Consider the following 24,709-nt stretch of genomic DNA (forward strand, 5'->3'; position numbering starts at 1 on the left):
ACCTCGCAATTAGAAGTTGGCTTCCAGGGAAACCGTCACGGTACGTTCCAGGCCCACGATGTAGGCCGGGTCGCCGTCGCGGAAACCGCTGTAGCTGGCCGCGTTGGTCTTGGTGGTGTACACGCCGTCCAGGTACTTCTTGTCGAACAGGTTGTCGACGTTCAGGCGCAGGGTCGCGTCCTTGACCACCTTCTTGTCCACCGGCAGGTAGATACCCGCGCCGGCGTTGAACACGGTACGGCCGGAGATCGCTTCGTCGTTGGTCAGGTCGCCGTAGAGCTTGCTGGTGTACTTGCCGCCGAAGGTGCCGTAGAAACGGCCATCGTCGTAGCCGATGTTGGCGGCCAGCATGTTTTTCGGCACGTTGGCGAACTGCTTGCCGCTGGTCGGCAACAGGATGGCTTTGCCGGCGTTGTACACGGTCAGGTCGTCTTGCTGCTCGGCCTTGGTGTAGGTGTAGGAGGTGTAGTAGTTGAAGTGATTGGGCAGCAGGCCGCTCCACTCCAGCTCCAGGCCGCTGTTGTTGACGGAGCCGGCGTTGATGTCGGCGAAGTCGCCGTTGATGTCGCGCGACGACACTTGGCGGTCCTTGAACTGCATGTAGAACAAGGTGGCGGCCACGGTCATGTCTTCATCGGTGTAGCGCCAGCCCAGTTCGTGGTTCCAGCTGGTTTCCGGCTTGGAGTCGATGGAGCCGACGCCCTTGTCGTACAGCACGTAGTTCTGCGGGATGCGCATGTTGCGTGACAGGCTGTAGAACAACTGATCGCGTTCATCCAACTGGTATTTCAGACCGGCGTTGGGCAACAGCTTGTTGTAGGTCTGGTTACGTTTTTCCGCCTGCTCGGTGAGGCTGCCGTGGTTGGTGCCGTCACGCTTGACGTTCATGTAGGCCAGGCCGGCGATCAGGGTCCAGTCCGAGTTGATGTACCAGGTGTCCTGGGCCCAGACCTTCTGCGCCGGGGTGATGGTGAAGCGGTCGCGACCCTGGATGGTGTTGCCGTTGGCATCGACCACGGCCTCGTTGGAGTCCGGCCAGGTGTCGACCGGCTTGCCACTGGCCTTGAGCGGAATGAACGGCTGGGTCTGGCTTTGACGGGCGCGCTCGTACCAGTAGCCGACTTGCAGGCTGTGATCGCCCAAGTCCCAGTTCAGTTTGGTGGTGATGCCCGGACGCCAGGTCTGGGTGCGCGAAGGGCGGTAGTACACGCCACTGTTCGGGGTGCCGTCGGCGTTGTATTGGGCGCCGGTCGGCAGGTTGCCCAGGTCGAACACACCGCCCTGGTTCGAACCGCGGTTCAGCGCATAGCTGGACGAGCCGACACCGCTGCCGTTACCCCAGTAGTAATACGGGATCACCGACAGCGCGAGGTTGTCCGCCAGCTTGAACTGGGTGTTGAGCACGGCGGTGAAGGTCTGGAACGGGTTCTGCGCCAGGGCGTAGTAGCTGTTGTACTTGCCGTTGCTGCCCACGGTCGGCGTGGCCGGGTAAGGGTCGTACTTGCGGCCGTTCTGCTGGTACTGGGCCTTGGTCAGCTGGCTGTAGCTGTTGTTGTCCTGCTCGTGGTACTTGAGGATCAGGTTGGCGGTGTTGCCATCGCCGGCGTCGAAGAAGCTGTTCCACTCGACCTTGTCCGCGCGCACGGCGCCTGAGCCGCGCCACATCTGGCCTTCGGTGTGGGAGGCCGACAACCAGTTGCTCAGGCCATTGATCTCGCCGGTGTTGAGGCGGGCAAAGGTCTTGCGCGTGGCGTTGCTGCCCATCACCTGTTTGACGAACGCCCCGGTTTCCTTGGTCGGGCGAATGGTCACGATGCCGATGTTGCCGCCGCTGGAGCCGATGTGCGGGCCGTCGGCCTCCGAAGAGCCTTGGGTGACGAAGATCTGCTCGATGTTTTCCGGGTCGCCCAGCAGGTTGGAGTACAGCGCGTAGTTGCCGGAGTCGTTGATCGGCATGCCGTCCACCGACATCCCCACCTGGTCGGAGTTGAGCCCGCGCATGGTGAAGCGAAAGCCGGACAGGCCGGTGTTGTCTTCGCTGGAGATGTTCAAGCCCGGCGTGTACTTGAGCTTGTCCACGGCGTTGCCGGTGGCGGTCTGTTTATCCAGCGCTTCCTTGGTCACGGTGGAGCGGCCTTTGATGCTTTCTTCCTGCACCATGTAGCCGCCACCTGCCGTGGCCTTGCCCTGAACCCCAATCGTCCCGACGTCGCTATTGCTGGTGTCGGCCATGACCATTCCATGGCCCATGCTTGCGGCAACGAGTGCCAGATGAATCCGTGTGAACCTCATCTCTGTCGTCCTGGTGTCGGGTGCTTATTGCACGCTGTAGTTGAAGGTGGCGGTGAAGCGCTGCTCATTGCGGCCCCCGAAGGCTTGCTCGGGGAACGGCTTGACTTGCTTGATACGACGCAAGCTGTTGGTGGCGGCCCGGTTGAGCAACATGCTCGAGGCCTGGGTCTGCAAGCCGGAGTCGAGAACCCGACCCTGGCGATCGACCAGCAACCAGACCACTACTTCGCCGGTGGGGCGTTCGAGGGAGGCCTGGCGTCCGGTGGGGTACTGCTTGTAAGTGTCCAGCTCGTTGCGCAAACCCTTGAGGTAACCGCCTTCCAGGGCTTGGCCGTCGACCTTGGGTGGCGCAGGTGGTGCGGGTGTCGGCGCGGCCTGGGCCACGGGCGCCGGTGCCGGTTTGGCGGCGACCGGTGGTGGTGTCGGGGTGGGCGTTGGCTTGGCAACCACTGGCTTGGGCACCGGTTTCGGCTTGGGCTCAGGCTTGGGTTTCGGCAAGGGTTTAGGTGGCGGCGGTGGCGGGGCCGGTTCGGCCTCTTCATCCTCGATCACCGGCGGCGGCGGTTCTTGTTCCACCACAGGTTCCGGGATCACTTCCGGCTCTGGCTCGACCAGCGCCAACTCGACCGCCGACTCGTCGTACACCGGCTCGACCTTCAAGGTCTGGGACTGGATACCCAGTGCAATCAGCACCAGGGCGATCAGGGCCGGGACACTGCCCAGCAGCTGACGCGCACGAAACAATACGTACATGATCAGGACTTACGCGTGGCAATGGACACGGAGGTAAAGCCACCCAGACGCAGGGTGTCCATCACCTCCACCAGGCGCGAGACTTCTACGCCTTTGTCGCTGTTGACGATGATGGTCGACTTGGTATCGGGCTTTTCAGCCGCCTTCAGCGCCGGCACCAGCGCGTCGACCGTGAGGTCCTTGCCATCCAGTTGCAGCTGGCCTTCCAGGCCCAGTGTCAGGATGAATTTGTTCTGTGGTTTGAGCTGCTGCGAACTGCTGGCGCTGGGCAGTTGCGTCTTCATGCCGAGGGCCGGAATCACGTTCAGGCTCACGAGTACGAAAAACACCAGGAGGAACATCATCACGTCGATCATCGGGATCAGTTCGATGTGCGCCTTGCGTTTTTTCGGTTCGTCCCAGGTTCTCATTCCGCTACCCCGTTATTGAATTAGGGGCGACACGCTAACAACCAAAAATGACCGATTGGTTAACTTTAATTGACGTTTTGAGGGCTCTAGGACAAGTCTTTCAGGTGATTCTCAAGACATTTTTGTGACGTAACAGAATTGACATGCGCCAGGGGCATTCTCAAAAACTTTACATTGAGGGCCCCTGGAAATGAGCCGTGAACTGCCACAGATATCCACGCCGCGACTGTTAATGCGCGCACTGGAAAACCATCAGGCCGAGACGCTGTGCACCCTCGCCAACGGCCCGAAAATCGCCGACAACACGGCGAGTATTCCTTCGCCTTACACCCTCGAAATCGCGCAGGATTTCATCGCTGGCATGCCGGAGAGATTTCGCTCGGCCCACCTGTTGAGCCTGGGCATGCATCGGCGTGACAACGGCGATCTGATCGGCATTGTCAGCCTGCGCATCAAACCGGATCACCTCTACGGACACCTGGGCGGCTGGGTGGCGGCGGACGCACGCAACCAGGGCTACGCGGCAGAAGCGGCGCGTGCACTGATGGACTACGGCTTTACCGAACTTGGCCTGCATCGCGTGGGCAGCCAGTGTTTCAGTCGCAACAAAGAGTCGGCACGGGTCATGGAGAAAATAGGCCTGCAGTACGAAGGCTGCATGCGCGGGGCGTTCCTCAAGAACGGCGTGCATGAAGACATGCTGGTGTTCGCCACGCTGCGAGAGGATTGGGAGTTTCGGCTGTGAGTAGCGAGGTTGATCATGGCCGACGCCGGGTGCTTGCCGGGCTGGCGGTTGCCACCACATTTTCGATCCTCAGTCCGTTTGCGCGCAGCGCCGGTGTGGACTATCCGTTCACCCTCGGCGTGGCTTCCGGTGACCCGTTGCCCGATGGGTTTGTGATCTGGACGCGCCTGGCGCCGTTGTTCAACGCCGTGGATGGCCGGGGTGGCTTGAGCCGTTCCGTGCCCGTGCGTTGGCGGGTCGCCAGCGATGCCGCGATGACCCGCGTGGTACGCCAGGGCGAAGTCATGGCCAGTGAGCGCTGGGGCCATTCGGTGCATGTGGAAGTCGCGGGGCTGGAGGCGGGCCGCCCCTATTGGTATCAGTTCGAAGGGCTGGGCGCGCAAAGCCCGGTGGGGCAGTCGCGCACGGCGCCTGCGGTGCATGCCATGGTGTCGGCGCGCCTGGGGTTTGTCTCGTGTTCCCACTGGGAGCGCGGCTATTTCAGTGCCTATCGCCATTTGGCACAGGAACAGCCCGACCTGGTGTTCTTTCTCGGCGACTACATCTACGACAGTTCCTACGCGGCGGATTCGGGCAAGATTATCCGCCCTCATGGCAGTGGCAATGCGGTAAGCCTGAGCGACTATCGCAACCGCTATGCCTTGTACAAAACTGATCCGGATCTACAGGCCCTGCACGCCGCAGCACCGAGCGTGGCGACCTGGGACGATCACGAAGTGCAGAACGACTACGCCAACCGTTGGTCCCAGGACCCGAAGATTCCGATTGGGCAATTCCTGCAGCAACGTGCGGCGGCCTACCAGGCTTACTACGAACATATGCCGCTGCGTGCCAGCAGTTTGCCGAAAGGGCCGGACATGCGTATTTACCGGCGCCTGGACTACGGCCGATTGGCCCGTTTCCACGTACTGGACGGTCGGCAATACCGTTCCGAACAACCGTGCATTCCGGCCAATGGCAGCCACCAGGGGCATATCGCCGATAACCTCTGCCACGACTTGCGCGACCCTGGCCGCACCATGCTGGGTTGGCAGCAAGAAGCCTGGCTGGACCAGGGGTTTGCCCAGTCGAAAGCGCAGTGGAACATCATCGCCCAGGACCTGCTGGTGGCGCCGCTGACCCAGCGTGACCTGACCGATCACAAGCCGGGGCGTTGGACCGACGGCTGGGATGGCTACATGGCTAATCGCACACGGATGCTGGCGTCCATCGAACGTAACCGGGTCAGCAACCCGGTGTTCTGGGGCGGTGATATCCATTCGTTCTGGGTGACGGACTTGCATGCCGATGGCAATAACCCGGACTCGCGGGTGGTGGCCACGGAATTCGTCGGTACGTCGGTGACCTCCGACGGGCCGCCCTTTGATGCGTTCAGCAAGCTGCTGCCGCTCAACCCGCATGTGAAGTTTTTCGATAGCCGTCAGCGGGGATATGTGTCGGTTGAGGTGGAGGAGGGCAAGATGCTCACTAACCTGCGTGTGATTACCGACCCCCGCGACCCAATGGCCACGGTATCGACCCTCAAGTCGTTTGTGGTGGAACCGGGGCGGGCGGGGGCGAGTGAGGTTTAATCGAGTTCGTAGCGCACGGACAGTGCGCCCTTTTTCTCTGACAAGGTCAGGATGGTCACCTGGCCCAACTCGCTCAGTGCCTGCACGTGGGTGCCGCCGCAGGCGTACGCGGGCAATTCACCAAAGCCGACTTCGCGGGTGCCGTCTTCCAGGTTCATGTGGCGCGGGTAATCTGCGGCAATCCATTGGTTGACCTGTTGCTGGATCGCCTCGGCGTCCATGGCTTGCGCCGCTTCACCACGGATGAAGGTGATCTTGCCTTCGCCGGGCCAGTGATGGGCCTTGATCGGCATCCAACCCAAGGTCTCGCCGACGTTGCCGATCAAATGCCCGGCGGAATGCAGTCGGGTGTTTAGCATACGGCGCTGTTCATCGACCCTTGCGGTGATCGGACCCGGTTCCAATGGCCGGTCGACGTAGTGCACCACGCGGTCTGCTTCCTGGGTGGCGCGCAGCACAGTGGCTTCACCGAGCCAGCCGGTATCGAAAGGTTGCCCACCGCCCTGGGGGTGAAAAATCGTCGACTGCAGGATCACTGCAAACTGCTCCTCGTGGGGGGTGCAACTCAACACCTCCAGCTCGGCAGTCAGGTGGTCGTGGGTAAAAAACAGGCGCTCGGTCATCATCTACATCCGCATCAGGGTTCTGCGCGCAGTATAAATAGTGCGCGGATAGGTGATAATCCGCTCAATTATCAATGGACCTGTGCACCATGAGCATCAATCTTCCTTTGCCGCTGCTGGGCGAAATGGCGATTTTCGTCAAAGTGGTGGAAACCGGCAGCTTCTCCGAAGCCGCCCGGCAACTGGGGGCCTCGCCTTCCTCGGTGAGCCGCAGTATCTCGCGCCTGGAGAAGGCACTGGCGACGCGCTTGTTGCAACGCACCACACGCAAATTGCGCTTGAGCGAAGGCGGGGAAGAGGTCTTCAAGCGCTGCCAGGAGATGGTCAGCGCGGCGCGCTCGGTGATGGAGATCAGTGGCCAGTTCACCCATGAAGCCGAAGGGTTGGTGCGGGTCAGCGTGCCCAAGGCGGTGGGGCGGTTTGTGGTGCACCCGCATATGCCGGAGTTCCTGCGGCGTTACCCCAAGGTGGATGTGCAGTTGATCCTGGAGGACCGCCAGGTGGACATGATTGATGACAACGTCGACCTGAGTATCCGTATCACCGACAGCCCTCCGCCGGGGTTGGTGGGGCGGCAGTTATTGCCCATCGAGCATCTGTTGTGCGCGACGCCGCAGTACCTGGCTGAACACGGGACGCCGGCGCATCCCCATGACCTGCTGGCGCACAGTTGCATTTACTTGGGGGAAACGCCGGGCGATTCGCGCTGGAAATTCCGCCAGGCCGGCAAGGCGGTGACGGTGGCGGTGCGTGGGCGTTATGCGGCGAACCACACCGGGGTTCGGCTGGATGCGGTGTTGCAGCATGTGGGGATTGGCAGCTTGCCGTATTTCACGGCGCGCCATGCGTTGGAGGAGGGGCGGTTGGTGCAGGTGTTGCCAGCGTGGGACTTTATTGCGTCCTACCACGGCGAGGCGTGGTTGCTGCATTCGCCCACGCGGTACCTGCCGCCGAAGTTACGGGTGTTTATTGATTATCTGGTGGCGTGCATGGCGAAGGAGCCGACATTGCGTCGGCCCATTCCTGGTCGCTGATCAGTGCTTGCTCTGGTCAACCGGCATGGCCAGCAGCTGCTTTTCCTGGTTCCAGTCGAACGGTTCGTCGTTCTGTTCGGCTTCGAAGCGACGTTCTTCCAGGGCCTGGTACAGGTCCAGTTCTTCGTCGGGCATGAAGTGCAGGCAGTCACCGCCAAAGAACCACAGCAGGTCGCGCGGCACCAGGTGGGCGATTTGCGGGTAGCGCAGGATGACCTGGCTCATCAGGTCCTGGCCCAGGTACTGGCTTTCGATCGGGTCGATCGGCAGCAGGGCGCGCAATTCGTCGAAGCGCTCCAGGAACAGTGAATGGCTTTCCTCGGGCACCTGTTCGGCTTCGCCGACGGCAACCAGGATGCTGCGCAGGTGGTCGAGCAAGACGAGATGATCGGCAACGACGTTGGACACGAGATAAGTCCTCTAAAGCAAAAACGGGCGCGAGAGTATATAGCTCTCGCGCCCGTATTTATATGACCGCTCGACTCAGCGGACTTTACCCTCGGCCTGGGTCAGCTCTTCCTTGCTGAAATCATCCACGTCGATCACCTTGCGCCGCGCCGCTTCGGCGTCACGCAGGGTCTGCGCCTCGGCCGGTTGCAAGACGCCTGCGTGCAACGCCGCGTCGATGGCATGCTCCCCGGCGGTCGGTTTGACCTGGCCGCTTTTGAGCGCGGTGTGCAGTTTTTTCTGCAACGGATGGCTGGCGCCGAGCAGGTCGTAGGCATGTTGCAAGGCGCCCACCGGATCTTCCGCCGATTGCGGGCGATAGCAGCCGGCCAGCAACTCTTCCAGGGTCGGGTCACCCTTGGCACGGCCGATCACCGCAGCCACTTCGGCATCCAGCGCATCCGACGGCCCGGTATGGCGACGGCCGAACGGGAACACGATCACCCGCAGCAGGCAGCCCAGTACCTTGTTCGGGAAGTTGCTCAGCAGTTCATCCAGCGCACGCTCCGATTCACCAAGGCTTTCTTCCATGGCCCAGGCGAACAGCGGTTCCAGGTGGTCCGGCGAATCCAGATCGTGATAACGCTTGAGAGCGGCCGACGCCAGGTACATATGGCTCAGCACATCACCCAGGCGTGCGGACAGGCGTTCACGACGCTTCAGCTCGCCACCCAGCAACATCATGCTGAGGTCAGCCAACAGCGCGAACGCGGCCGCCTGTCGGTTGAGTGCGCGGAAATAACCCTGGCTCAGGCGGTTGCCCGGCGCTTTCTCGAAATGACCCAAACCGAGGTTCAGCACCAGGGTGCTGGCGGCGTTGCTCACGGCGAAACCGATATGTTGCATCAGCAGCCCGTCGAATTCCTTCAACGCCTGGTCATGGTCTTCACGACCGGCCAGGGCCATTTCCTTGAGCACGAACGGATGGCAGCGGATCGCGCCCTGGCCGAAGATCATCAAGTTGCGTGAGAGGATATTCGCGCCTTCCACGGTGATGAAGATCGGCGCACCTTGCCAGTTGCGACCCAAGTAGTTGTTCGGGCCCATGATGATGCCCTTGCCGCCATGCACGTCCATGGCGTGGCTGATGCACTCGCGGCCACGCTCGGTGAGGTGGTACTTGAGAATGGCCGACAGTACCGAGGGTTTTTCCCCCAGGTCCACGGCGTTGGCGGTGAGCATGCGTGCGCTGTCCATCAGCCAGGCGTTGCCGCCGATACGCGCCAAGGCTTCCTGGATACCTTCGAATGCCGACAGCGGCACATTGAACTGCTCGCGCACCTGGGCGTATTGGCCGGTCACCAGGCTGGTGAACTTGGCCGCGCCAGTGCCCACCGCAGGCAGGGAGATCGAACGGCCCACGGAGAGGCAGTTCATCAACATGATCCAGCCCTTGCCGAGCATTTCCTGGCCGCCGATCAGGAACTCAAGCGGGATGAAGACATCCTTGCCGGAGTTGGGGCCGTTCATGAAGGCGGCGCCCAGGGGCAGGTGGCGACGGCCGATTTCCACGCCGGGGGTGTCGGTGGGGATCAGCGCCAGGCTGATGCCCAGGTCTTCCTCTTCACCCAGCAGATGGTCCGGGTCGTGTGCCTTGAAGGCCAAGCCGAGCAGGGTCGCGACCGGGCCGAGGGTGATGTAGCGTTTTTCCCAGTTCAGGCGCAGACCCAGGGTTTCCTTGCCTTCCCACTCACCTTTGCAGATCACGCCAGTGTCGGGCATGGCGCCGGCATCGGAGCCGGCCAGCGGGCCGGTCAGGGCAAAGCAGGGGATGTCATCGCCACGGGCCAGGCGCGGCAGGTAGTGGTTGCGTTGTTCGTCGGTGCCGTAGTGCAGCAGCAGCTCGGCTGGGCCGAGGGAGTTGGGCACCATCACGGTCGAGGCCAGGTCGCCGCTGCGGGTGGCGAGTTTCATTGCGACCTGGGAGTGCGCGTAGGCAGAGAAGCCCTTGCCACCATACTCCTTGGGAATGATCAGGGCGAAGAAGCCATGGGTCTTGATGTGTTCCCAGGCCGCAGGCGGCAGGTCCATGGCCTGGCCGATTTCCCAGTCGCTGACCATGGCGCAGAGTTCTTCGGTAGGGCCGTCGATGAAGGCTTGTTCTTCTTCGGTCAGTTGGACCTTGGGGTAGGCCAGCAACTTGTCCCAATCGGGGCGACCGCTGAACAGCTCGCCGTCCCACCAGGCGGTACCGGCGTCGATCGCGTCGCGCTCGGTCTCGGACATCGGCGGCAGGACTTTCTGGAACCAACTGAACAGTGGCTTGGTGAAGTATTGGCGGCGCAGGTCGGGCAGCAGCAGGGGCGCGGCCACCACGGCGATCAACACCCAGAAGACCAGCAGCAGCCAACCCGGTGCGTGGCTCCAGGCGCCCATCGCCAGCAGGTAGACGGCGACCACGCCCAGGGCGGGCAGGGGCGCGACTCGGCGGTGTGCGAGGTAGGCAATGCCGACCACCAGCACCAGTATCCACAACAACAGCATATTCAATCCTCCGTGAAACCAGGGGCGAAACCACCAGGGAGCTTAGTCGGCATCCGAACAAGCGGGGTGATCAGGGTGTAACGAGATTTGGCCGATTCGTCGTTATCTCCCCGGCAGGCCTGTGGTTAGACTCCAGGCTTCCTTCGGAGATAAAACTCATGGATACCTACCTGAGTCCCAGCCGCTTCATCGATAGTGACCACCCTGCGGTGGTGGAGTTCGCCGAAAAACACCGTGGAACCCGTACGGATTTTAGTGACCAGGCAGTCAGCCTCTACTACGCCGTGCGTGAGGCGATTCGCTATAACCCCTACACTTTCAGCCGCGACCCAGGCACATTAAGTGCCAGCTTCGCCTTGGCCACCGGCGAAAGCTATTGCGTGCCCAAGGCCACTTTGCTTGCCGCCTGCGCCCGCCACTGCGGGATCCCGGCGCGCATCGGCCTGGCGGATGTGCGCAATCATCTGTCGACGCCGCGCCTGATCGCCTTGCTCAAGAGTGACGTATTCGCCATGCACGGCTATACCGAGCTTTATCTTAACAATCGCTGGGTCAAGGCCACGCCTGCGTTTAACCAGCAATTGTGCGATGTATTCGATGTGCCGCCGCTGGACTTCGATGGCATCCACGACAGCGTTTTCCACGCGTTCAATCGCCAAGGCCAGCGTTCGATGGAATACGTGGTCGACCATGGGCAGTTTCCTGACGTGCCCGAGGCGTTTTTCTTCGCCCACATACAGCAGTGTTACCCCCATCTGTTTGCCGAGGATTTGCCGCCGTTACTCGGCGACATGCAGGGCGATTTAAGCCGCGCGTGAACCGGCGTATGCTGCTGCCTTCATCAAGCCATGTTCATCAACGATAAGGCGCGGTCATGCTGAAAATCTGGGGTCGTAAAAATTCATCAAACGTCAGGAAGGCACTGTGGTGCGCCGAGGAACTCGGCCTGGACTATGAAGCAATTGATGCGGGCGGGGCTTTTGGTGTGGTCGACACACCGCAATATCGGGCATTGAACCCCAACGGCCGGGTGCCGATGATCGAAGACGGCGACTTCGTGCTGTGGGAGTCCAATACCATCGTGCGTTACCTCTGCGCCAAGCAGGCGTCCAGCTGGTATCCGACTGAGGTGAAAGCCCGGGCCAACGCGGAAAAGTGGATGGACTGGACCACGTCGACCTTCGCCGAACCGTTCAAGATTGTGTTCTGGGGCGTGCTGCGCACCCCGGCGGACAAACAGAACTGGGACAACATCCATGCCGGTCGCCAGGCCTGTATCGATGTGCTCAAGACCGTTGATGAAGCGCTGGCTACACAGCCGTATCTGTCGGGCAACGAGATCGGCATGGGCGATATCCCGCTGGGCAGCTTTATCTACGCCTGGTTCGAAATGCCTATCGAGCGGCCTGCGATGCCCCATCTAGAGGCCTGGTATGCGCGCCTGCAACAACGTCCGGCCTACCGTAAAGCGGTCATGACTGCGTTGACTTAATACCCACTATTAATACGGGTGACTGTACTTGTGCGGCGCGGGCAAGCACCATGCTTGTCATGCGCCGCCGTTGAACTACCTGGGCTGCGCCCTCATCTACTCTTTCTATTCCCTTCTTTGGTGCGTAATCCGATATGAGTTCCGCTCTGTCCATCCGGCAGCTAACCAAAACCTACGGCAACGGTTTCCAGGCCCTGAGTGGTATCGATCTGGACGTTGCCGAAGGTGACTTCTTCGCCTTGCTCGGCCCCAACGGCGCCGGCAAATCCACCACCATCGGTATCCTCTCGACCCTGGTCAACAAGACCAGCGGCACGGTGAATATCTTTGGCCATGACCTGGACAAATCCCCGGCGGCGCTCAAGCGTTCCATCGGCGTGGTGCCCCAGGAATTCAACTTCAACCAGTTTGAAAAGACCTTCGACATCGTCGTGACCCAGGCTGGCTACTATGGCATTCCGGCGAAAGTCGCCAAGGAGCGCGCCGAGCAGTACCTGACCCAACTGGGCCTGTGGGACAAGCGCGACGTGCCTTCGCGTTCGCTGTCCGGCGGCATGAAACGCCGCCTGATGATCGCCCGCGCACTGGTGCATGAGCCGCGCCTGCTGATCCTCGACGAGCCCACTGCCGGCGTGGACATCGAACTGCGTCGCTCGATGTGGACCTTTCTCACCGAGCTGAACGAGAAGGGCATCACCATCATCCTCACCACCCACTATCTGGAAGAGGCTGAGCAACTGTGCCGCAACATCGGCATCATCGACCACGGCACCATTGTCGAGAACACCAGCATGCGTAACCTGCTGGGCCAGTTGCATGTGGAAACCTTCTTGCTCGACCTGAAAAACAACCTGTCGGCGCCGCCGCAACTGCTCGGTTACCCGAGTCGCCTGGTGGACAGCCATACCCTGGAAGTGCAGGTGGACAAGGCCATGGGCATCACCGCGTTGTTCACGCAGTTGGCGACCCAGAACATCGAAGTGCTGAGCCTGCGTAACAAAACCAATCGCCTTGAGGAGTTGTTCGTGTCCCTGGTGGAGAAAAATCTGGCGAAGGTGGCGGTATGAGTTCCGAACTGCAACCCAACCTCGTCGCGCTGCAAACCATCGTCTATCGCGAAGTGAAGCGTTTTACCCGGATCTGGCCGCAGACCCTGCTGCCGCCGGCGATCACCATGGTCCTGTACTTCGTGATCTTCGGTAACCTGATTGGCCGCCAGATTGGCGACATGGGTGGCTTCACCTACATGGAGTACATCGTGCCGGGGCTGATCATGATGTCGGTGATCACCAACTCCTACGGCAACGTGGTCTCCAGCTTTTTCGGCAGCAAGTTCCAGCGCTCCATCGAAGAATTGATGGTGTCGCCGGTGTCGCCCCACACCATCCTGATCGGCTACACCCTGGGCGGTGTGCTGCGTGGCTTGATGGTGGGCGTGATCGTGACCCTGCTGTCGCTGTTCTTCACCCACCTGCAGGTGCATCACCTCGGGGTCACCATTTTGGTGGTGGTACTGACGGCGACGATCTTCTCGCTGCTGGGGTTCATCAACGCCGTGTTTGCGCGCAACTTCGATGATATTTCGATCATCCCGACCTTCGTGCTGACGCCGCTGACCTACCTGGGCGGGGTGTTCTACTCCATTACCCTGCTGCCGCCGTTCTGGCAGACCGTGTCGCTGGCCAACCCGGTGCTGCACATGGTCAACGCCTTCCGCTACGGCATCCTGGGGGTGTCGGACATCAAGATCAGCGTGGCGATCACCTTCATGCTGGTGGCGACCGTGGTGCTGTATATCGGCTGCGCGAAGCTGCTGGTGAGTGGGCGTGGGATGCGTACGTAAGGCTGACCTTAAACGCGGTCAAAATTGTGGGAGGGGGCTTGCCCCCGATGACGGTGGGTCAGTTAATACAGGTACTGGCTGACAATCCGCTATCGGGGGCAAGCCCCCTCCTATTCAGCCGTTAGGCTTTCAGGGCCAGATCAATCAGTTCATGCAGCTCTTCAACCGGCAACGGTGCGCTGGAAAACAGGCTGCGATACACCGTGGGGGCCGCGATCAGGTTCAGCAGGCGATCCAGGCTTGGCAACACGTCGACGCTGTCCCGATAACGGTCGAGGATGACCTGCAACTGGCCCATCAAAATGTGGCTGCAGTAGTCCCTGGGATGACTGCACTGCACGTCGCGCATCATGTTTCGGCCCAGGTCGGAACTCATTTCATCCAGGTACTGTTCGCCCCAGGCACGCAAGTCACCGCGCAGGCTGCCGGTGTTGGCCGGCTCGCTGTCCGGGCGCAGGCGCTCCAACGCCACATCGGCGAGCAGGGCGGCGAGGTCGCCCCAGCGTCGGTAGATGGTGGAGGGCGTAACGCCCGCGCGTGCAGCAATCATCGGCACGGTCACGCTGGCGCGCTCATGGGCTTCCAGCAGTTCACGCGCGGCGTTATGCACTGATTCTTGGACCCGGGCACTGCGGCCTCCCGGGCGAAGGCCTTCTTTAATCGCCATGCCTAAAACCTTAACACAAAGAATTTGCTTTAAGCGCTTTCCAGTAGCACACTCGGCAAAAGCAAAATATTAGCTTTAGCGGAGCGTGCCCATGTCCAGTACTCCTTCACACCGTGCCAACCTGGCCTTCCTGGTGATTACGGTGTTGACCTTCCTCGCCGCGTCCAGCGCGCCCACGCCGTTGTATCAGGTGTATCAGGACAACCTGCACTTTTCGGCGGCAATGCTCACGGTGATCTTCGGCGTCTACGCCGTGAGCTTGCTGGCGGCTCTGCTGACCGTCGGCTCGCTGTCGGATCACCTGGGACGCAAGCCGGTGATCTTCACTGCATTGCTGCTGAACAGTGTGGCGATGCTGCTGTTTATCAACGCCGACAGCACCGCTTACCTGATCGCCGCCCGCGCGTTGCAAGGTTTTGCGACCGGCATGGCCACGGCGGTGCTGAGCGCGACGCTGCTTGATACCGATCGCCTGCGCGGCCCGATGCTCAATAGCCTGGCGCCGCTGTTGGGCATGGCCAGTGGTGGCCTGGGCAGTGGCTTGCTGGTGGAGTACGCGCCTCGGCCAACCCAGCTGATTTATCTGACGATGCTCGCCTTGATGGTGGTGCAGGCGCTGTATGTATGGCGCTTGCCGGAAACGGTCAGCCGGATTCCGGGTGCGTTGAAATCCCTGGCACCGACCCTGCACGTACCCGAACAGGCACGCCGTGCCTTGTGGCTGGCGATGCCGCTGAATGTGGCGGTGTGGGCGCTCGGCGGGTTCTTTTCCTCCCTGGCACCTTCGCTGGTGCGGGCGGCGACCGGCTCGACCTCGCACCTGATCGGCGGTGGGTTGGTGGCCGTGGTCACCTTGAGCGGTGCGGTGATGATCTACAGCCTGCGGGATCGCCCGGCGGACAAAGTCATGCGCCTGTCGGCCGTGCTGTTGGCGGTGGGCGTGGCCTTGCTGCTGGTGGCGGTGCAGAGCGCCAGCCTGCCGCTGTTCTTTGCCGCCAGTGTGATCGCCGGCTTCGGCTTTGGCGGTGGGTTCATGGGCAGTGTCCGCAGCATCGTCGGGCTGGCGTTGCCCCATGAGCGGGCTGGATTGATGTCGGCTTTCTACGTGCTGAGCTACCTGGCGTTCTGCTTGCCGGCGCTGCTGGCGGGTAACTTGAGCCACGTATATGGCCTGATCGTGACCACGGATGGCTACGGCGCGGTGCTGATCCTGTTGGCCCTGGGGGCGCTGGTCGGTCTGCTGATGCAGGATTCGGCGCGGGCCAGGGCGACGACGGGTAGCTGATGGGTAATAATCGGTGCCTCGTATTCGCCTGACCGAGAGGCAAGCATGAAGATCATCCGCAGCAAGGACTTCACCGGCAGCCGGGCCTGGGAGGCGCTGGATATCGCCAACATGAACGGCATCACCACGCGCCTGCACTGGACCGACCAGCCGTACCGCTGGCACGTCAATGACGGTGAAGAAGTGTTTGTGGTGCTGGATGGCCGGGTGCAGATGCACTATCGCGACAATGGCTTCGAACAGGTGGCGGAACTGGGCGTCGGTGACATCTTCTACGCCAGCGTCGGCACCGAACACGTAGCTCATCCCCAGGGCCCGGCGCGCATCCTGGTGATCGAAAGCGAAGGCAGCGTTTGACACTATATTTGTAAAATAGATAACAGATAGAGATATTACCCGTTATATAGATATTCGATCAGGTTCTATCATGTTCTCAACCTCATGCGAGGAAGAGGATTGCCATCATGACCTGCTCGAATACCGTCAGCTACAAACCCTTCAGTCACTTGACCCGTCCACGGGAAGTGATCCGCCAGTTCACCCCCAACTGGTTCGCCGCCACCATGGGCACCGGCGTGCTTGCGTTGGCGTTGGCGCAACTGCCGTTCAATTTGCCTGGCTTGCACGCGATTGCCGAAGCGCTGTGGTTGTTCACCATCGGCCTGTTTGTGCTGTTCAGCGGGTTGTACGCGGCGCGCTGGGTGATGTTTTTCCATGAAGCGCGGCGAATTTTCGGACACTCCACGGTGTCGATGTTCTTCGGCACGATTCCCATGGGGCTGGCGACCATTCTCAATGGCCTGCTGGTGTTCGGCCTGCCGCGTTGGGGCAGCGACGTGATCCCTCTGGCTGAAGCGCTGTGGTGGCTGGATGTGGCCATGGCCCTGGCCTGCGGCGTGTTGATCCCGTTCATGATGTTCACCCGCCAGGAACACAGCATCGACCAGATGACCGCCGTCTGGCTGCTGCCGGTGGTGGCTGCCGAAGTCGCGGCCGCCAGCGGTGGTTTGCTCGCGCCGCATCTGGTGGACGCCCATTCGCAACTGGTGATGCTGGTGACCAGCTACGTGCTCTGGGCGTTTTCCTTGCCGGTGGCGTTCAGCATCCTCACCATCCTGATGTTGCGCATGGCCCTGCATAAACTGCCTCATGCCAATATGGCCGCGTCGAGCTGGCTGGCGTTGGGCCCCATTGGCACTGGGGCGCTGGGTATGCTGCTGCTGGGGGGCGATGCGCCGGCGATTTTCGCGGCCAATGGTTTGTCGGGTGTCGGCGAAATGGCCAACGGCCTGGGGCTGGTGGCGGGCATTACCCTGTGGGGCTTCGGCCTGTGGTGGATGTTGATCGCGGTGTTGATCACCCTGCGTTACCTGCGCGCCGGTATCCCGTTCAACCTCGGCTGGTGGGGCTTTACCTTTCCACTGGGTGTGTACGCTCTGGCAACGCTTAAGCTGGCGGGCCTGTTGCGCCTGGGTTTCTTCAGCGTATTCGGCAGTGTGCTGGTGGTGGCATTGGCGTTGATGTGGCTGATCGTGGCCAAGCGCACCGTGCAGGGGGCTTATAAAGGCGAGCTTTTTGTTTCGCCTTGCATTGCAGGACTAGCGAATAAGTAAGCCGGATTAGGTAAAGTCGTGGCCTGAATGCTTTTACAAAAACACAGGCCACGCAGGAACACGGACGATGAGCCACCCCTCGCAATTCACTTTGCTGCGCACACGGCGTTTCCTGCCGTTCTTCATTACCCAGTTGCTGGGCGCGTTCAACGACAACATCTTCAAGCAATCGCTGATCCTCGCCATTCTCTACAAGCTCACCATCGACGGTGACCGCTCCATCTGGGTCAACCTGTGCGCTTTGCTGTTTATCCTGCCGTTCTTCCTGTTTTCGGCGCTGGCCGGGCAGTTTGGCGAGAAATTCAATAAGGATGCGTTGATCCGCGCGATCAAGATCGGCGAGATCGTGATCATGGCCGTCGGCGCGACGGGCTTCCTCACCAACCACCTGGAATTGATGCTGCTGGCGCTGTTTGCCATGGGCACACACTCGGCGCTGTTCGGGCCGGTGAAGTATTCGATCATGCCCCAGGCCCTGCACGAAGATGAGCTGGTCGGCGGCAACGGCCTGGTGGAGATGGGCACGTTTCTGGCGATCCTGGCCGGGACCATTGGCGCCGGGATCATGATGTCGTCCACCCATTACGCGCCGGTGGTGTCAGTGGCGATCGTCGGTGTGGCGGTGCTGGGTTACCTGGCCAGCCGCAGCATTCCACGGGCGGCGGCGTCGACCCCAGGGTTGCGCCTGAACTGGAACATTTTCAGCGAATCCTGGGCCACCTTGCGTTTGGGCCTGGGGCAGACGCCGGCCGTTTCGCGTTCCATCGTCGGTAACTCTTGGTTCTGGTTTGTCGGCGCGATCTACCTGACGCAGATCCCGGCCTACGCCAAGGAATGGTTGTACGGCGACGAAACCGTGGTGACGCTGATCCTTACCGTGTTCTCGGTGGGCATCGCGCTCGGCTCGATGCTTTGCGAGAAACTCTCCGGGCGTAAGGTGGAAATCGGCCTGGTGCCGTTCGGCTCATTCGGCCTGACCGTGTTTGGCCTGCTGCTGTGGTGGCACTCCGGCGGCTTCCCGCAGAACGTGCAGGCCAACGACTGGCTTGCCGTGCTCAGCTACGGCCAGGCCTGGTGGGTGCTGCTCGATATCCTTGGCCTGGGCGTGTTTGGCGGCTTTTATATCGTGCCGTTGTATGCCCTGATTCAGTCGCGTACCGCCGAGAACGAGCGTGCGCGGGTGATCGCGGCCAACAACATCCTCAACGCCCTGTTCATGGTGGTCTCGGCCATCGTGTCGATCCTGCTGCTCAGTGTGGCCAAGCTGTCGATCCCCGAGTTGTTCTTGGCGGTGTCGCTGCTCAATATCGCGGTCAACACCTACATCTTCAAGATCGTCCCCGAGTTCACCATGCGTTTTATGATCTGGCTGCTCAGCCATTCCATGTACCGCGTGGAGCATCGCAACCTGGAGGCGATCCCGGATGAAGGCGCCGCGTTGCTGGTGTGCAACCACGTATCGTTTGTCGATGCACTGTTGATTGGCGGCGCGGTGCGTCGGCCGATTCGCTTTGTCACGTACTACAAGATCTACCGTTTGCCGGTGCTGAATTTTATCTTCCGCACCGCCGGGGCGATTCCGATTGCCGGGCGTCACGAAGATATACAGATCTACGAAAAGGCTTTCACACGGATTGCGCAGTATCTGAAGGAAGGTGAGTTGGTGTGCATCTTTCCCGAGGGCAAGCTGACCTCCGATGGCGAGATGAATGAGTTTCGCGGGGGTGTGACGCGGATTCTGGAAGAGACGGCGGTGCCGGTGATTCCGATGGCGTTGCAGGGGTTGTGGGGGAGTTTCTTCAGTCGGGATCCGAAGAAGGGCTTCTTCCATCGCATCTGGTCGCGGGTGGTGTTGGTGGCGGGGGAGCCGGTGGCGGCAGACGCTGCGACTCCTGCGCAGCTACAAGAAAAAGTCACCCAGCTACGCGGCACGGTCCTGTAGGAGCCCGGCTTGCCGGCGATGGCGCCCGTTCAGACGCTATCGCCCGCAAGCGGGCTCCTACAGGTCGATGGCGTCCGTTTGAACGCCATCGACCGCACGGTTCAGGTGCTGATTTTCAGGCCAATCAGCCCGCAGATGATCAGCGCCACGCTGGCCAACCGGAACAACGCCATGGACTCCCCAAACAGGATGATCCCGGCAATCACGGTGCCCACGGCGCCCACGCCGGTCCAGATGGCATAGGCCGTGCCCAGCGGCAGTTCCTTCATGGCCAGCCCCAGCAGGCCGAGGCTGACGGCCATGGCGGCAATCGTCAAAGCCGTGGGCAAAGGCTTGCTGAAACCGTCGGTGTACTTCAGGCCGACGGCCCAGCCGACTTCAAACAAACCTGCGAAAAACAGAATGATCCAGGACATGATGACCTCCTAACGTTAGGTGGGGTCGTCCCCGGATTAGGCGCTTGCAGCGTCGCGGGGTCGTCCCCGCGAAGCTCGGTAGAGTGCCGAAAAGTGCTCGGCTGATCAAGTTTGCGGGGTGTTCTCCAGCACGCGGCGGTCTTCCTTTTCGCTCATGCGGCGGAAGTAGGTCGACAGCAACGCCCCGGAAATATTGTGCCAGACGCTGAACAGCGCACTCGGCACCGCCGCCAATGGCGAAAAGTGCGCGCTGGCCAAGGCGGCGCCCAGCCCGGAGTTCTGCATGCCCACTTCCAGCGCCAGTGACTTGCGCTGTGCCAACGGCAACTTGAACACGCGGCCGGTGAAGTAACCCAGCAGGTAGCCGAAGCTGTTGTGCAGCATGACCACGGCCATGATCAGCAGGCCCGACTCGGCGATCTTCGCCTGGCTCGCGGCAACCACCGCCGCGACGATGATCACGATGCTCACCACCGACACCAGTGGCAATACGTCCACCGCGTGACGAACCCGCTCGCCGAGCAGACGTTGCGCCAGCACGCCGAGCACGATCGGCAGCAGCACCACTTGCAGGATCGACCAGAACAACTCCATGAACGACACCGGCAGCCAGGCCGACGCCAGCAGCCAGATCAGCGCCGGGGTGAGCAGCGGGGCGAGGAGGGTGGTGACGGCGGCGATGGCCACCGACAGCGCCAGGTCGCCACGGGCCAACCAGGTCATCACGTTGGACGAGGTGCCGCTTGGGCAGCAACCGACCAGGATCACACCGACGGCGATTTCCGGCGGCAGGTGGAACGCTTGGCACAGCAACCAGGCTACGCCCGGCATGATCACAAAGTGCGCGACCACGCCCAAGGCCACACGCCAGGGGTGGCGAGCGACCTCGGCGAAGTCATCAATCTTGAGGGTCAGCCCCATGCCGAACATCACCAGGCCCAGCAACGGGACGATGGCGCTTTTCAGGCCGATGAACCAGTTGGGTTCGAGGAAGGCGACGACGGCGAAGATCAATACCCAGTAGGCGAAGGTATTGCCGACGAAGCGGCTCAAGGCGGCGAGTGCGCGCATGGGGATGTCCTTTTATTAGAGAGGTAGTCGGATTGGAAACCGGATCCAAATGTGGGAGCGGGCTTGCTCGCGAATGCGGTGGATCAGTCAACATATTCAGTGACTGGCACACCGCATTCGCGAGCAAGCCCGCTCCCACAGTTTGATCTTCACAAGGCGTTAAATGCCCTGTGGTGTCTCTTCACCGCCCAACGCTTCAACCAGCGCCGGGATGAAATCGCCGAACGTCAGCATCATCAGGGTAAAGCTCGCATCCAGTTGGCCCAGGGCCTCGTCGCCGCCGTCCTGTTCCGCCTGGTCTTGCAGCAGGTCTTCGAACTTCAGGCGCTTGACCGTCATCTTGTCGTCGAGCATGAAGGACAGTTTGTCCTGCCAGGCCAGGGACAGTTGGGTCACGACTTTGCCGGTGGTCAGGTGCAGTTGGATCTCTTCGCCGGTCAGGTCCTGGCGCTTGCAGCGCACGATGCCGCCATCTTCGTGGGTGTCGCGCAGTTCGCATTCGTCGAGGACGAAGAAGTCATCGGCTGGCTTCTGGGTGGTGACCCAATCGGTCATGATTGCGGTTGGCGCGGTTTTCACCGTGAGCGGGCGAACCGGCAGGGTGCCGATCACTTCACGCAGGGTGGACAGCAGGTCTTCGGCGCGCTTCGGGCTGGCCGAGTTGACCAGGATCAGGCCCTGTTTCGGCGCGATGGCGGCGAAGGTGGAGGAGCGACGGATAAAGGCGCGTGGCAGGAAGGCCTGGATGATTTCATCCTTGATCTGGTCGCGTTCCTTCTTATAGACCTTGCGCATCTGCTCGGCCTCGATTTCTTCGACTTTCTCTTTCAGTGCGTCACGCACCACGCTGCCCGGCAGGATGCGTTCTTCCTTGCGTGCAGCGATCAGCAGGAAATCACCGCTGACGTGAACCAGGGGAGCGTCTTCACCTTTACCAAAAGGCGCGACGAAACCATAAGTGGTCAATTCCTGGCTTGCGCAAGGGCGCGCCAGTTTGGTGGCCATGGCCGCTTCCAACGCCTCGGCATCAACAGGCAGATCTTGGGTCAGGCGATAGATAAGCAGGTTCTTGAACCACATGGGGTGAGTCTCTCCTTTATACAAAGGGGGGCATTATTCTCTTGATAACGTCCCAGGCCAACCCTGCCTAAGCCATTGGAAGCTATCAAAAAAAAGATTTCAGAAAGTGCTTGCCAGACTTAAGGTCGCTCCGTAGAATGCGCGCCACACCGAAACGAAGGGTGATTAGCTCAGCTGGGAGAGCGTCTGCCTTACAAGCAGAATGTCGGCGGTTCGATCCCGTCATCACCCACCATTCGTTTTACGTGTTACGCGCAGCGGTAGTTCAGTCGGTTAGAATACCGGCCTGTCACGCCGGGGGTCGCGGGTTCGAGTCCCGTCCGCTGCGCCATATTCGGTAACCTGGAACACTGAACGCCAGGTCACCACAGGAAGCCCGCTCAATGAGCGGGCTTTTTGCTGTCTGGGGTTTGCAAAACCAAAAAAACGCCGCCGATCATTTCCGATGATCGGCGGCGTTTTTTATTGGGCGACTAGAAATCCCAGCGTGTAGTGACCATGAAGTTGCGCGGCTCACCGTACGCGGCGGAGTTATAGAAGCCGATGTTGGTGTAGTAGTGCTTGTCGAAGATATTGTTGACGTTCAACGTCGCCGACAGGTTTTTGCTGACCTGATACTTGGTCATCAGATCCACCAGCCAATAAGCATCCTGGGAAAACTCTTCATACCCACCATGGGGTGAGTTGTAGATGTCCTGCCAGCCCACGCTTTGCCAGCGCACGCCACCGCCGACGGTCAGCTTGTCCAGGTTGCCCTTGAGTTTGTAGGTGGTGAACAGCTTGACCTGGTCTTCGGGCTCGAAGGTGGAGATCTTCACGTCCTTGTCGTCGCGCACCACCTTGTGCGTGTAGCCGGCCTGGAGTTGCCAGCCGGGCGCAATCTCGCCGGACATCTCCAGCTCATAACCCTTGGTCACGGCCTTGCTGCTCTTATAGGCGTAGTTGTTCGGTGTCGGTGTCTGGTTGTTGTATGCGTCGTCGGAGAGCGCACGATTGGACTCGTGGATTTCAAAGTACGCTGCGCTGGCGTTCACGCGGCCGTCGAGGAAGTCGGCTTTCACGCCCAGTTCCCAGTTCTGGCCTTCATCCGGTTCCAGCAACTTGTTTTCGCGGTCGCGGTTGTAGTTTTCCTGCGGCATGAAGATGTCGGTGTAGCTGGCGTAGACCGCATAGGTGTCGTTGAGGTCGTACACGGCACCGATGTAGGGGACGAAGCGCCCCGACTCGCGGTAGTTGGGGTTGTAGCCCGTGACCTGATAATTGACCACACGTCCGCCCAGCAGCAGCTTGAGGTCATCGGCGAGGTTCAGCCGCGTGGTCACGTAGGCACCGGTCTGGCGCACGGTGTCATCGATCAGGGATTGTGGCTTGCCCCAGTCCGGAATGGTGGCGTGGCCGTGCCAGTTATTGAAGTCGACGATGTTGGGGGAGAGGTTCCAATAGCCTTTGCCTTTCCACTCCGACGCGCTGATGGAGCCACCCAGCACCAGCTCATGTTCGCGCCCGCCGAGGCTGAACGGGCCGCTGACGTACAGGTCGGCCGAGTCGCTGACGGTTTCCCCGGTGTATTTACCCGAGGTGAGTTGCGCGGTGCCATCCGGCTGCGGTTGGTCGCCCTGGATCGAGCCCATCAGCGCGTGATAGCCGTTGATCTTGTGATCCAGTTGCAGCTTGGTCACCCAGCCATTGCCCAGATCGTGTTCGAGCATGGCAAAGACGGTTCGAGTGTATTGCTCCCAACTGCTCCAGTCAGCGGCGTTGTTGAACGAGCGCTTGACGCTGTTGCGGTCGCCCTTGGAGTTGATCAGCGGGAAACTGCCCGACCACGATGAGCCCTTCGGCAAGGTGTCCTGGTAATCGCCGCCTACGGTCAGCAGCGTATCGGGTGACAGGTCGAACTCCATGATGCCGTAGTACGTCGGGCTCTTGCGCGAGTAGTGGGCCATGAACGAATGCTTGTCCTGATAGGCCGCCACGGCCCGGCCACGCACATTGCCGCTTTCGGTCATGGGGCCGCTGACATCCAGCTCGCTGCGGTAGTTGTCCCACGAACCGGCGCCGAGGGTCGCGTGGCCCTGGAAGTCTGCGGTGGGTTTCTTGCGTACCAGGTTGATCGTCGCGCCCAGTGAACCTGCGCCCGTGAGCAGGCCGGTGGCGCCCTTGAGCACTTCGACACGGTCATAGATCGCCATGTCGCTCAGCGTGTTGCCCGCCGAGTAAGCGACGTTGCGTGCGGTCGAGGGGATGCCGTCGTATTGGAAGTTATTGATCGAAAAGCCCCGGGCGTAGTAGTTGGTACGCTCGGTGTCGAAGGCGGAAACGGTGATGCCCGGGGTGTGGCGCATCACGTCGTCGACGTTGTTCAGGCCAAAGTCATCCATGTGCTGACGGGTGACAACGCTCACGGACTGAGGGGTTTCCTTGGGTGTCAGCACCAGGCGCGTGGAGGTCGCGATAGTGCCGGGTGTGTAGGAGCCGGTGCCTTCGGTGACGTTGCCCAGCTGGTTGGCGGTGACGGCGGTCGGGCTCAGTTCCATGGTGCCGTTGCCGGCGATGGGCGCGGGTTGCAGTGCATATCCCTGATCGCCTTTTACCGCGCGGTAGCCGCTGCCTTCCAGCAGCCGGTCGAACCCGTCCTGAATCCCGAAGTTGCCTTTCAGCCCAGGGCCTTTGAGGCCCTCCAGTTCGCGGGACTGGAACACGATGGCCACACCGGCCTGCTGGGCGAAGCGGTTGAGCGAACTGCCCAGCGGCCCAGCGGGGATGTCATAGGACTGGGCGGCGACGCTGACGGCGTCCGCCTGGGCCAGGCCGATGTTCAAGGTGCCGGCAGTGATGAGGGCCAAGGACAGCGGTGCACTTTTCAGTAGCCGAAAGCGTCCGCGTGGGTAGTAAGGGGTGTGCATGGTGAAGGCAGTCCTTTATGTGTCGAATTACCTTC

General features: G+C 61.0%; 22 protein-coding genes and 2 tRNA genes. 13 read left to right on the plus strand and 11 right to left on the minus strand.

From position 1 onward, the window contains the following. Window positions 1–9: 9 nt before the first annotated feature. The 3 genes from HX793_RS26770 to HX793_RS26780 are packed head-to-tail and all read right to left on the minus strand — an operon-like array spanning window position 10 to window position 3,455. The gene (locus HX793_RS26770; protein ID WP_177052504.1) at window positions 10–2,292 is read right to left on the minus strand and encodes a TonB-dependent receptor; all 2,283 of its coding nucleotides are present in this window, start codon (window positions 2,290–2,292) and stop codon (window positions 10–12) included. Window positions 2,293–2,316: 24 nt separating this feature from the next. Further along, window positions 2,317–3,045 (minus strand): energy transducer TonB family protein, encoded by a 729-nt coding sequence (locus HX793_RS26775; protein ID WP_038845191.1) that lies wholly within the window; start codon window positions 3,043–3,045, stop codon window positions 2,317–2,319. A gap of 2 nt (window positions 3,046–3,047) precedes the next feature. Then, window positions 3,048–3,455: an ExbD/TolR family protein gene (locus HX793_RS26780; RefSeq protein ID WP_005786670.1), complete on the minus strand. Its 408-nt coding sequence runs from the start codon at window positions 3,453–3,455 to the stop codon at window positions 3,048–3,050. 190 nt (window positions 3,456–3,645) lie between these two features. Here HX793_RS26780 and HX793_RS26785 point away from each other — a divergent pair, with 190 nt between their 5' ends. Next, entirely contained in the window at window positions 3,646–4,200 is a 555-nt protein-coding gene (locus HX793_RS26785) for a GNAT family N-acetyltransferase (RefSeq protein WP_177095822.1), read from the plus strand. After that, window positions 4,197–5,771, plus strand: a complete 1,575-nt coding sequence (locus HX793_RS26790; RefSeq protein ID WP_177095820.1) for an alkaline phosphatase D family protein — start codon at window positions 4,197–4,199, stop codon at window positions 5,769–5,771. Before HX793_RS26785 ends, HX793_RS26790 begins: the two co-directional genes overlap by 4 nt. Here the strand turns inward: HX793_RS26790 and HX793_RS26795 are convergent. After that, window positions 5,768–6,394: a serine-tRNA(Ala) deacylase AlaX gene (locus tag HX793_RS26795; RefSeq protein ID WP_038845235.1), complete on the minus strand. Its 627-nt coding sequence runs from the start codon at window positions 6,392–6,394 to the stop codon at window positions 5,768–5,770. The two genes, HX793_RS26790 and HX793_RS26795, sit on opposite strands and share 4 nt — an antisense overlap. 89 nt (window positions 6,395–6,483) lie before the next feature. On the opposite strand from HX793_RS26795, the gene HX793_RS26800 reads away from it, so the two are divergent. Then, the gene (locus HX793_RS26800; protein ID WP_177095818.1) at window positions 6,484–7,428 is read left to right on the plus strand and encodes a LysR family transcriptional regulator; all 945 of its coding nucleotides are present in this window, start codon (window positions 6,484–6,486) and stop codon (window positions 7,426–7,428) included. Here HX793_RS26800 and HX793_RS26805 read toward each other — a convergent pair whose 3' ends face one another. Together HX793_RS26805 and HX793_RS26810 are read right to left on the minus strand one after the other, a co-directional pair. After that, complete coding sequence (locus HX793_RS26805) at window positions 7,429–7,836, minus strand: PA2817 family protein (RefSeq protein ID WP_016979513.1); 408 nt, start codon at window positions 7,834–7,836, stop codon at window positions 7,429–7,431. 75 nt (window positions 7,837–7,911) lie between these two features. After that, window positions 7,912–10,359 carry an acyl-CoA dehydrogenase gene (locus HX793_RS26810; RefSeq protein WP_178905557.1) on the minus strand — a complete coding sequence of 816 codons (2,448 nt, stop codon included), beginning with the start codon at window positions 10,357–10,359 and terminating at the stop codon, window positions 7,912–7,914. A gap of 158 nt (window positions 10,360–10,517) precedes the next feature. On the opposite strand from HX793_RS26810, the gene HX793_RS26815 reads away from it, so the two are divergent. The 4 genes from HX793_RS26815 (at window position 10,518) to HX793_RS26830 (ending at window position 13,694) form a co-directional block, all read left to right on the plus strand. Then, on the plus strand, window positions 10,518–11,177 hold the full coding sequence (locus HX793_RS26815) for a transglutaminase-like domain-containing protein (RefSeq protein WP_177095814.1): 660 nt from the start codon (window positions 10,518–10,520) through the stop codon (window positions 11,175–11,177). Between the two features lie 56 nt (window positions 11,178–11,233). Then, entirely contained in the window at window positions 11,234–11,851 is a 618-nt protein-coding gene (locus HX793_RS26820; protein ID WP_177095812.1) for a glutathione S-transferase family protein, read from the plus strand. A gap of 134 nt (window positions 11,852–11,985) precedes the next feature. Further along, the gene (locus tag HX793_RS26825) at window positions 11,986–12,918 is read left to right on the plus strand and encodes an ABC transporter ATP-binding protein (RefSeq protein ID WP_010211649.1); all 933 of its coding nucleotides are present in this window, start codon (window positions 11,986–11,988) and stop codon (window positions 12,916–12,918) included. Next, window positions 12,915–13,694: an ABC transporter permease gene (locus HX793_RS26830; protein WP_012723134.1), complete on the plus strand. Its 780-nt coding sequence runs from the start codon at window positions 12,915–12,917 to the stop codon at window positions 13,692–13,694. Before HX793_RS26825 ends, HX793_RS26830 begins: the two co-directional genes overlap by 4 nt. 121 nt (window positions 13,695–13,815) lie before the next feature. On the opposite strand, the gene HX793_RS26835 is transcribed toward HX793_RS26830, so the two are convergent. After that, window positions 13,816–14,361, minus strand: a complete 546-nt coding sequence (locus HX793_RS26835) for a TetR/AcrR family transcriptional regulator (RefSeq protein WP_177095810.1) — start codon at window positions 14,359–14,361, stop codon at window positions 13,816–13,818. A gap of 91 nt (window positions 14,362–14,452) precedes the next feature. Here HX793_RS26835 and HX793_RS26840 point away from each other — a divergent pair, with 91 nt between their 5' ends. The 4 genes from HX793_RS26840 to HX793_RS26855 all read left to right on the plus strand — a co-directional run bounded on the left by HX793_RS26840 (window position 14,453) and on the right by HX793_RS26855 (window position 19,201). Then, window positions 14,453–15,646 carry an MFS transporter gene (locus tag HX793_RS26840; protein WP_177095808.1) on the plus strand — a complete coding sequence of 398 codons (1,194 nt, stop codon included), beginning with the start codon at window positions 14,453–14,455 and terminating at the stop codon, window positions 15,644–15,646. A 45-nt stretch (window positions 15,647–15,691) separates the two neighbouring features. Next, window positions 15,692–16,003, plus strand: coding sequence for a cupin domain-containing protein (locus tag HX793_RS26845; RefSeq protein WP_016979506.1), 312 nt, complete (start codon window positions 15,692–15,694; stop codon window positions 16,001–16,003). A 107-nt stretch (window positions 16,004–16,110) separates the two neighbouring features. Then, window positions 16,111–17,259 (plus strand): TDT family transporter, encoded by a 1,149-nt coding sequence (locus HX793_RS26850; protein WP_016979507.1) that lies wholly within the window; start codon window positions 16,111–16,113, stop codon window positions 17,257–17,259. Between the two features lie 67 nt (window positions 17,260–17,326). Continuing rightward, window positions 17,327–19,201 carry an MFS transporter gene (locus tag HX793_RS26855; RefSeq protein WP_177061624.1) on the plus strand — a complete coding sequence of 625 codons (1,875 nt, stop codon included), beginning with the start codon at window positions 17,327–17,329 and terminating at the stop codon, window positions 19,199–19,201. A 101-nt stretch (window positions 19,202–19,302) separates the two neighbouring features. Here the strand turns inward: HX793_RS26855 and sugE are convergent, their stop codons facing one another. From sugE to rdgC, 3 genes are all read right to left on the minus strand, one after another. Then, a complete protein-coding gene (gene sugE / locus HX793_RS26860; RefSeq protein ID WP_010211634.1) occupies window positions 19,303–19,617 on the minus strand; it encodes a quaternary ammonium compound efflux SMR transporter SugE in 315 nt (104 codons plus the stop codon). A gap of 105 nt (window positions 19,618–19,722) precedes the next feature. Beyond that, complete coding sequence (locus HX793_RS26865; RefSeq protein ID WP_177095806.1) at window positions 19,723–20,688, minus strand: bile acid:sodium symporter family protein; 966 nt, start codon at window positions 20,686–20,688, stop codon at window positions 19,723–19,725. Between the two features lie 159 nt (window positions 20,689–20,847). Next, window positions 20,848–21,768 carry a recombination-associated protein RdgC gene (rdgC, locus tag HX793_RS26870; RefSeq protein WP_010211632.1) on the minus strand — a complete coding sequence of 307 codons (921 nt, stop codon included), beginning with the start codon at window positions 21,766–21,768 and terminating at the stop codon, window positions 20,848–20,850. 159 nt (window positions 21,769–21,927) lie between these two features. Here rdgC and HX793_RS26875 point away from each other — a divergent pair. Both HX793_RS26875 and HX793_RS26880 read left to right on the plus strand, forming a co-directional pair. Beyond that, a tRNA-Val gene (locus HX793_RS26875) sits at window positions 21,928–22,003 on the plus strand. Window positions 22,004–22,022: 19 nt separating this feature from the next. Then, a tRNA-Asp gene (locus HX793_RS26880) sits at window positions 22,023–22,099 on the plus strand. 142 nt (window positions 22,100–22,241) lie between these two features. On the opposite strand, the gene HX793_RS26885 is transcribed toward HX793_RS26880, so the two are convergent. Next, window positions 22,242–24,674 (minus strand): TonB-dependent siderophore receptor, encoded by a 2,433-nt coding sequence (locus tag HX793_RS26885; protein ID WP_177097138.1) that lies wholly within the window; start codon window positions 24,672–24,674, stop codon window positions 22,242–22,244. Window positions 24,675–24,709 lie beyond the last annotated feature (35 nt).

Origin of the sequence: Pseudomonas reactans (genome assembly GCF_013387025.1) — a bacterium.
In the GTDB taxonomy this organism is placed as follows: domain Bacteria; phylum Pseudomonadota; class Gammaproteobacteria; order Pseudomonadales; family Pseudomonadaceae; genus Aquipseudomonas; species Aquipseudomonas reactans.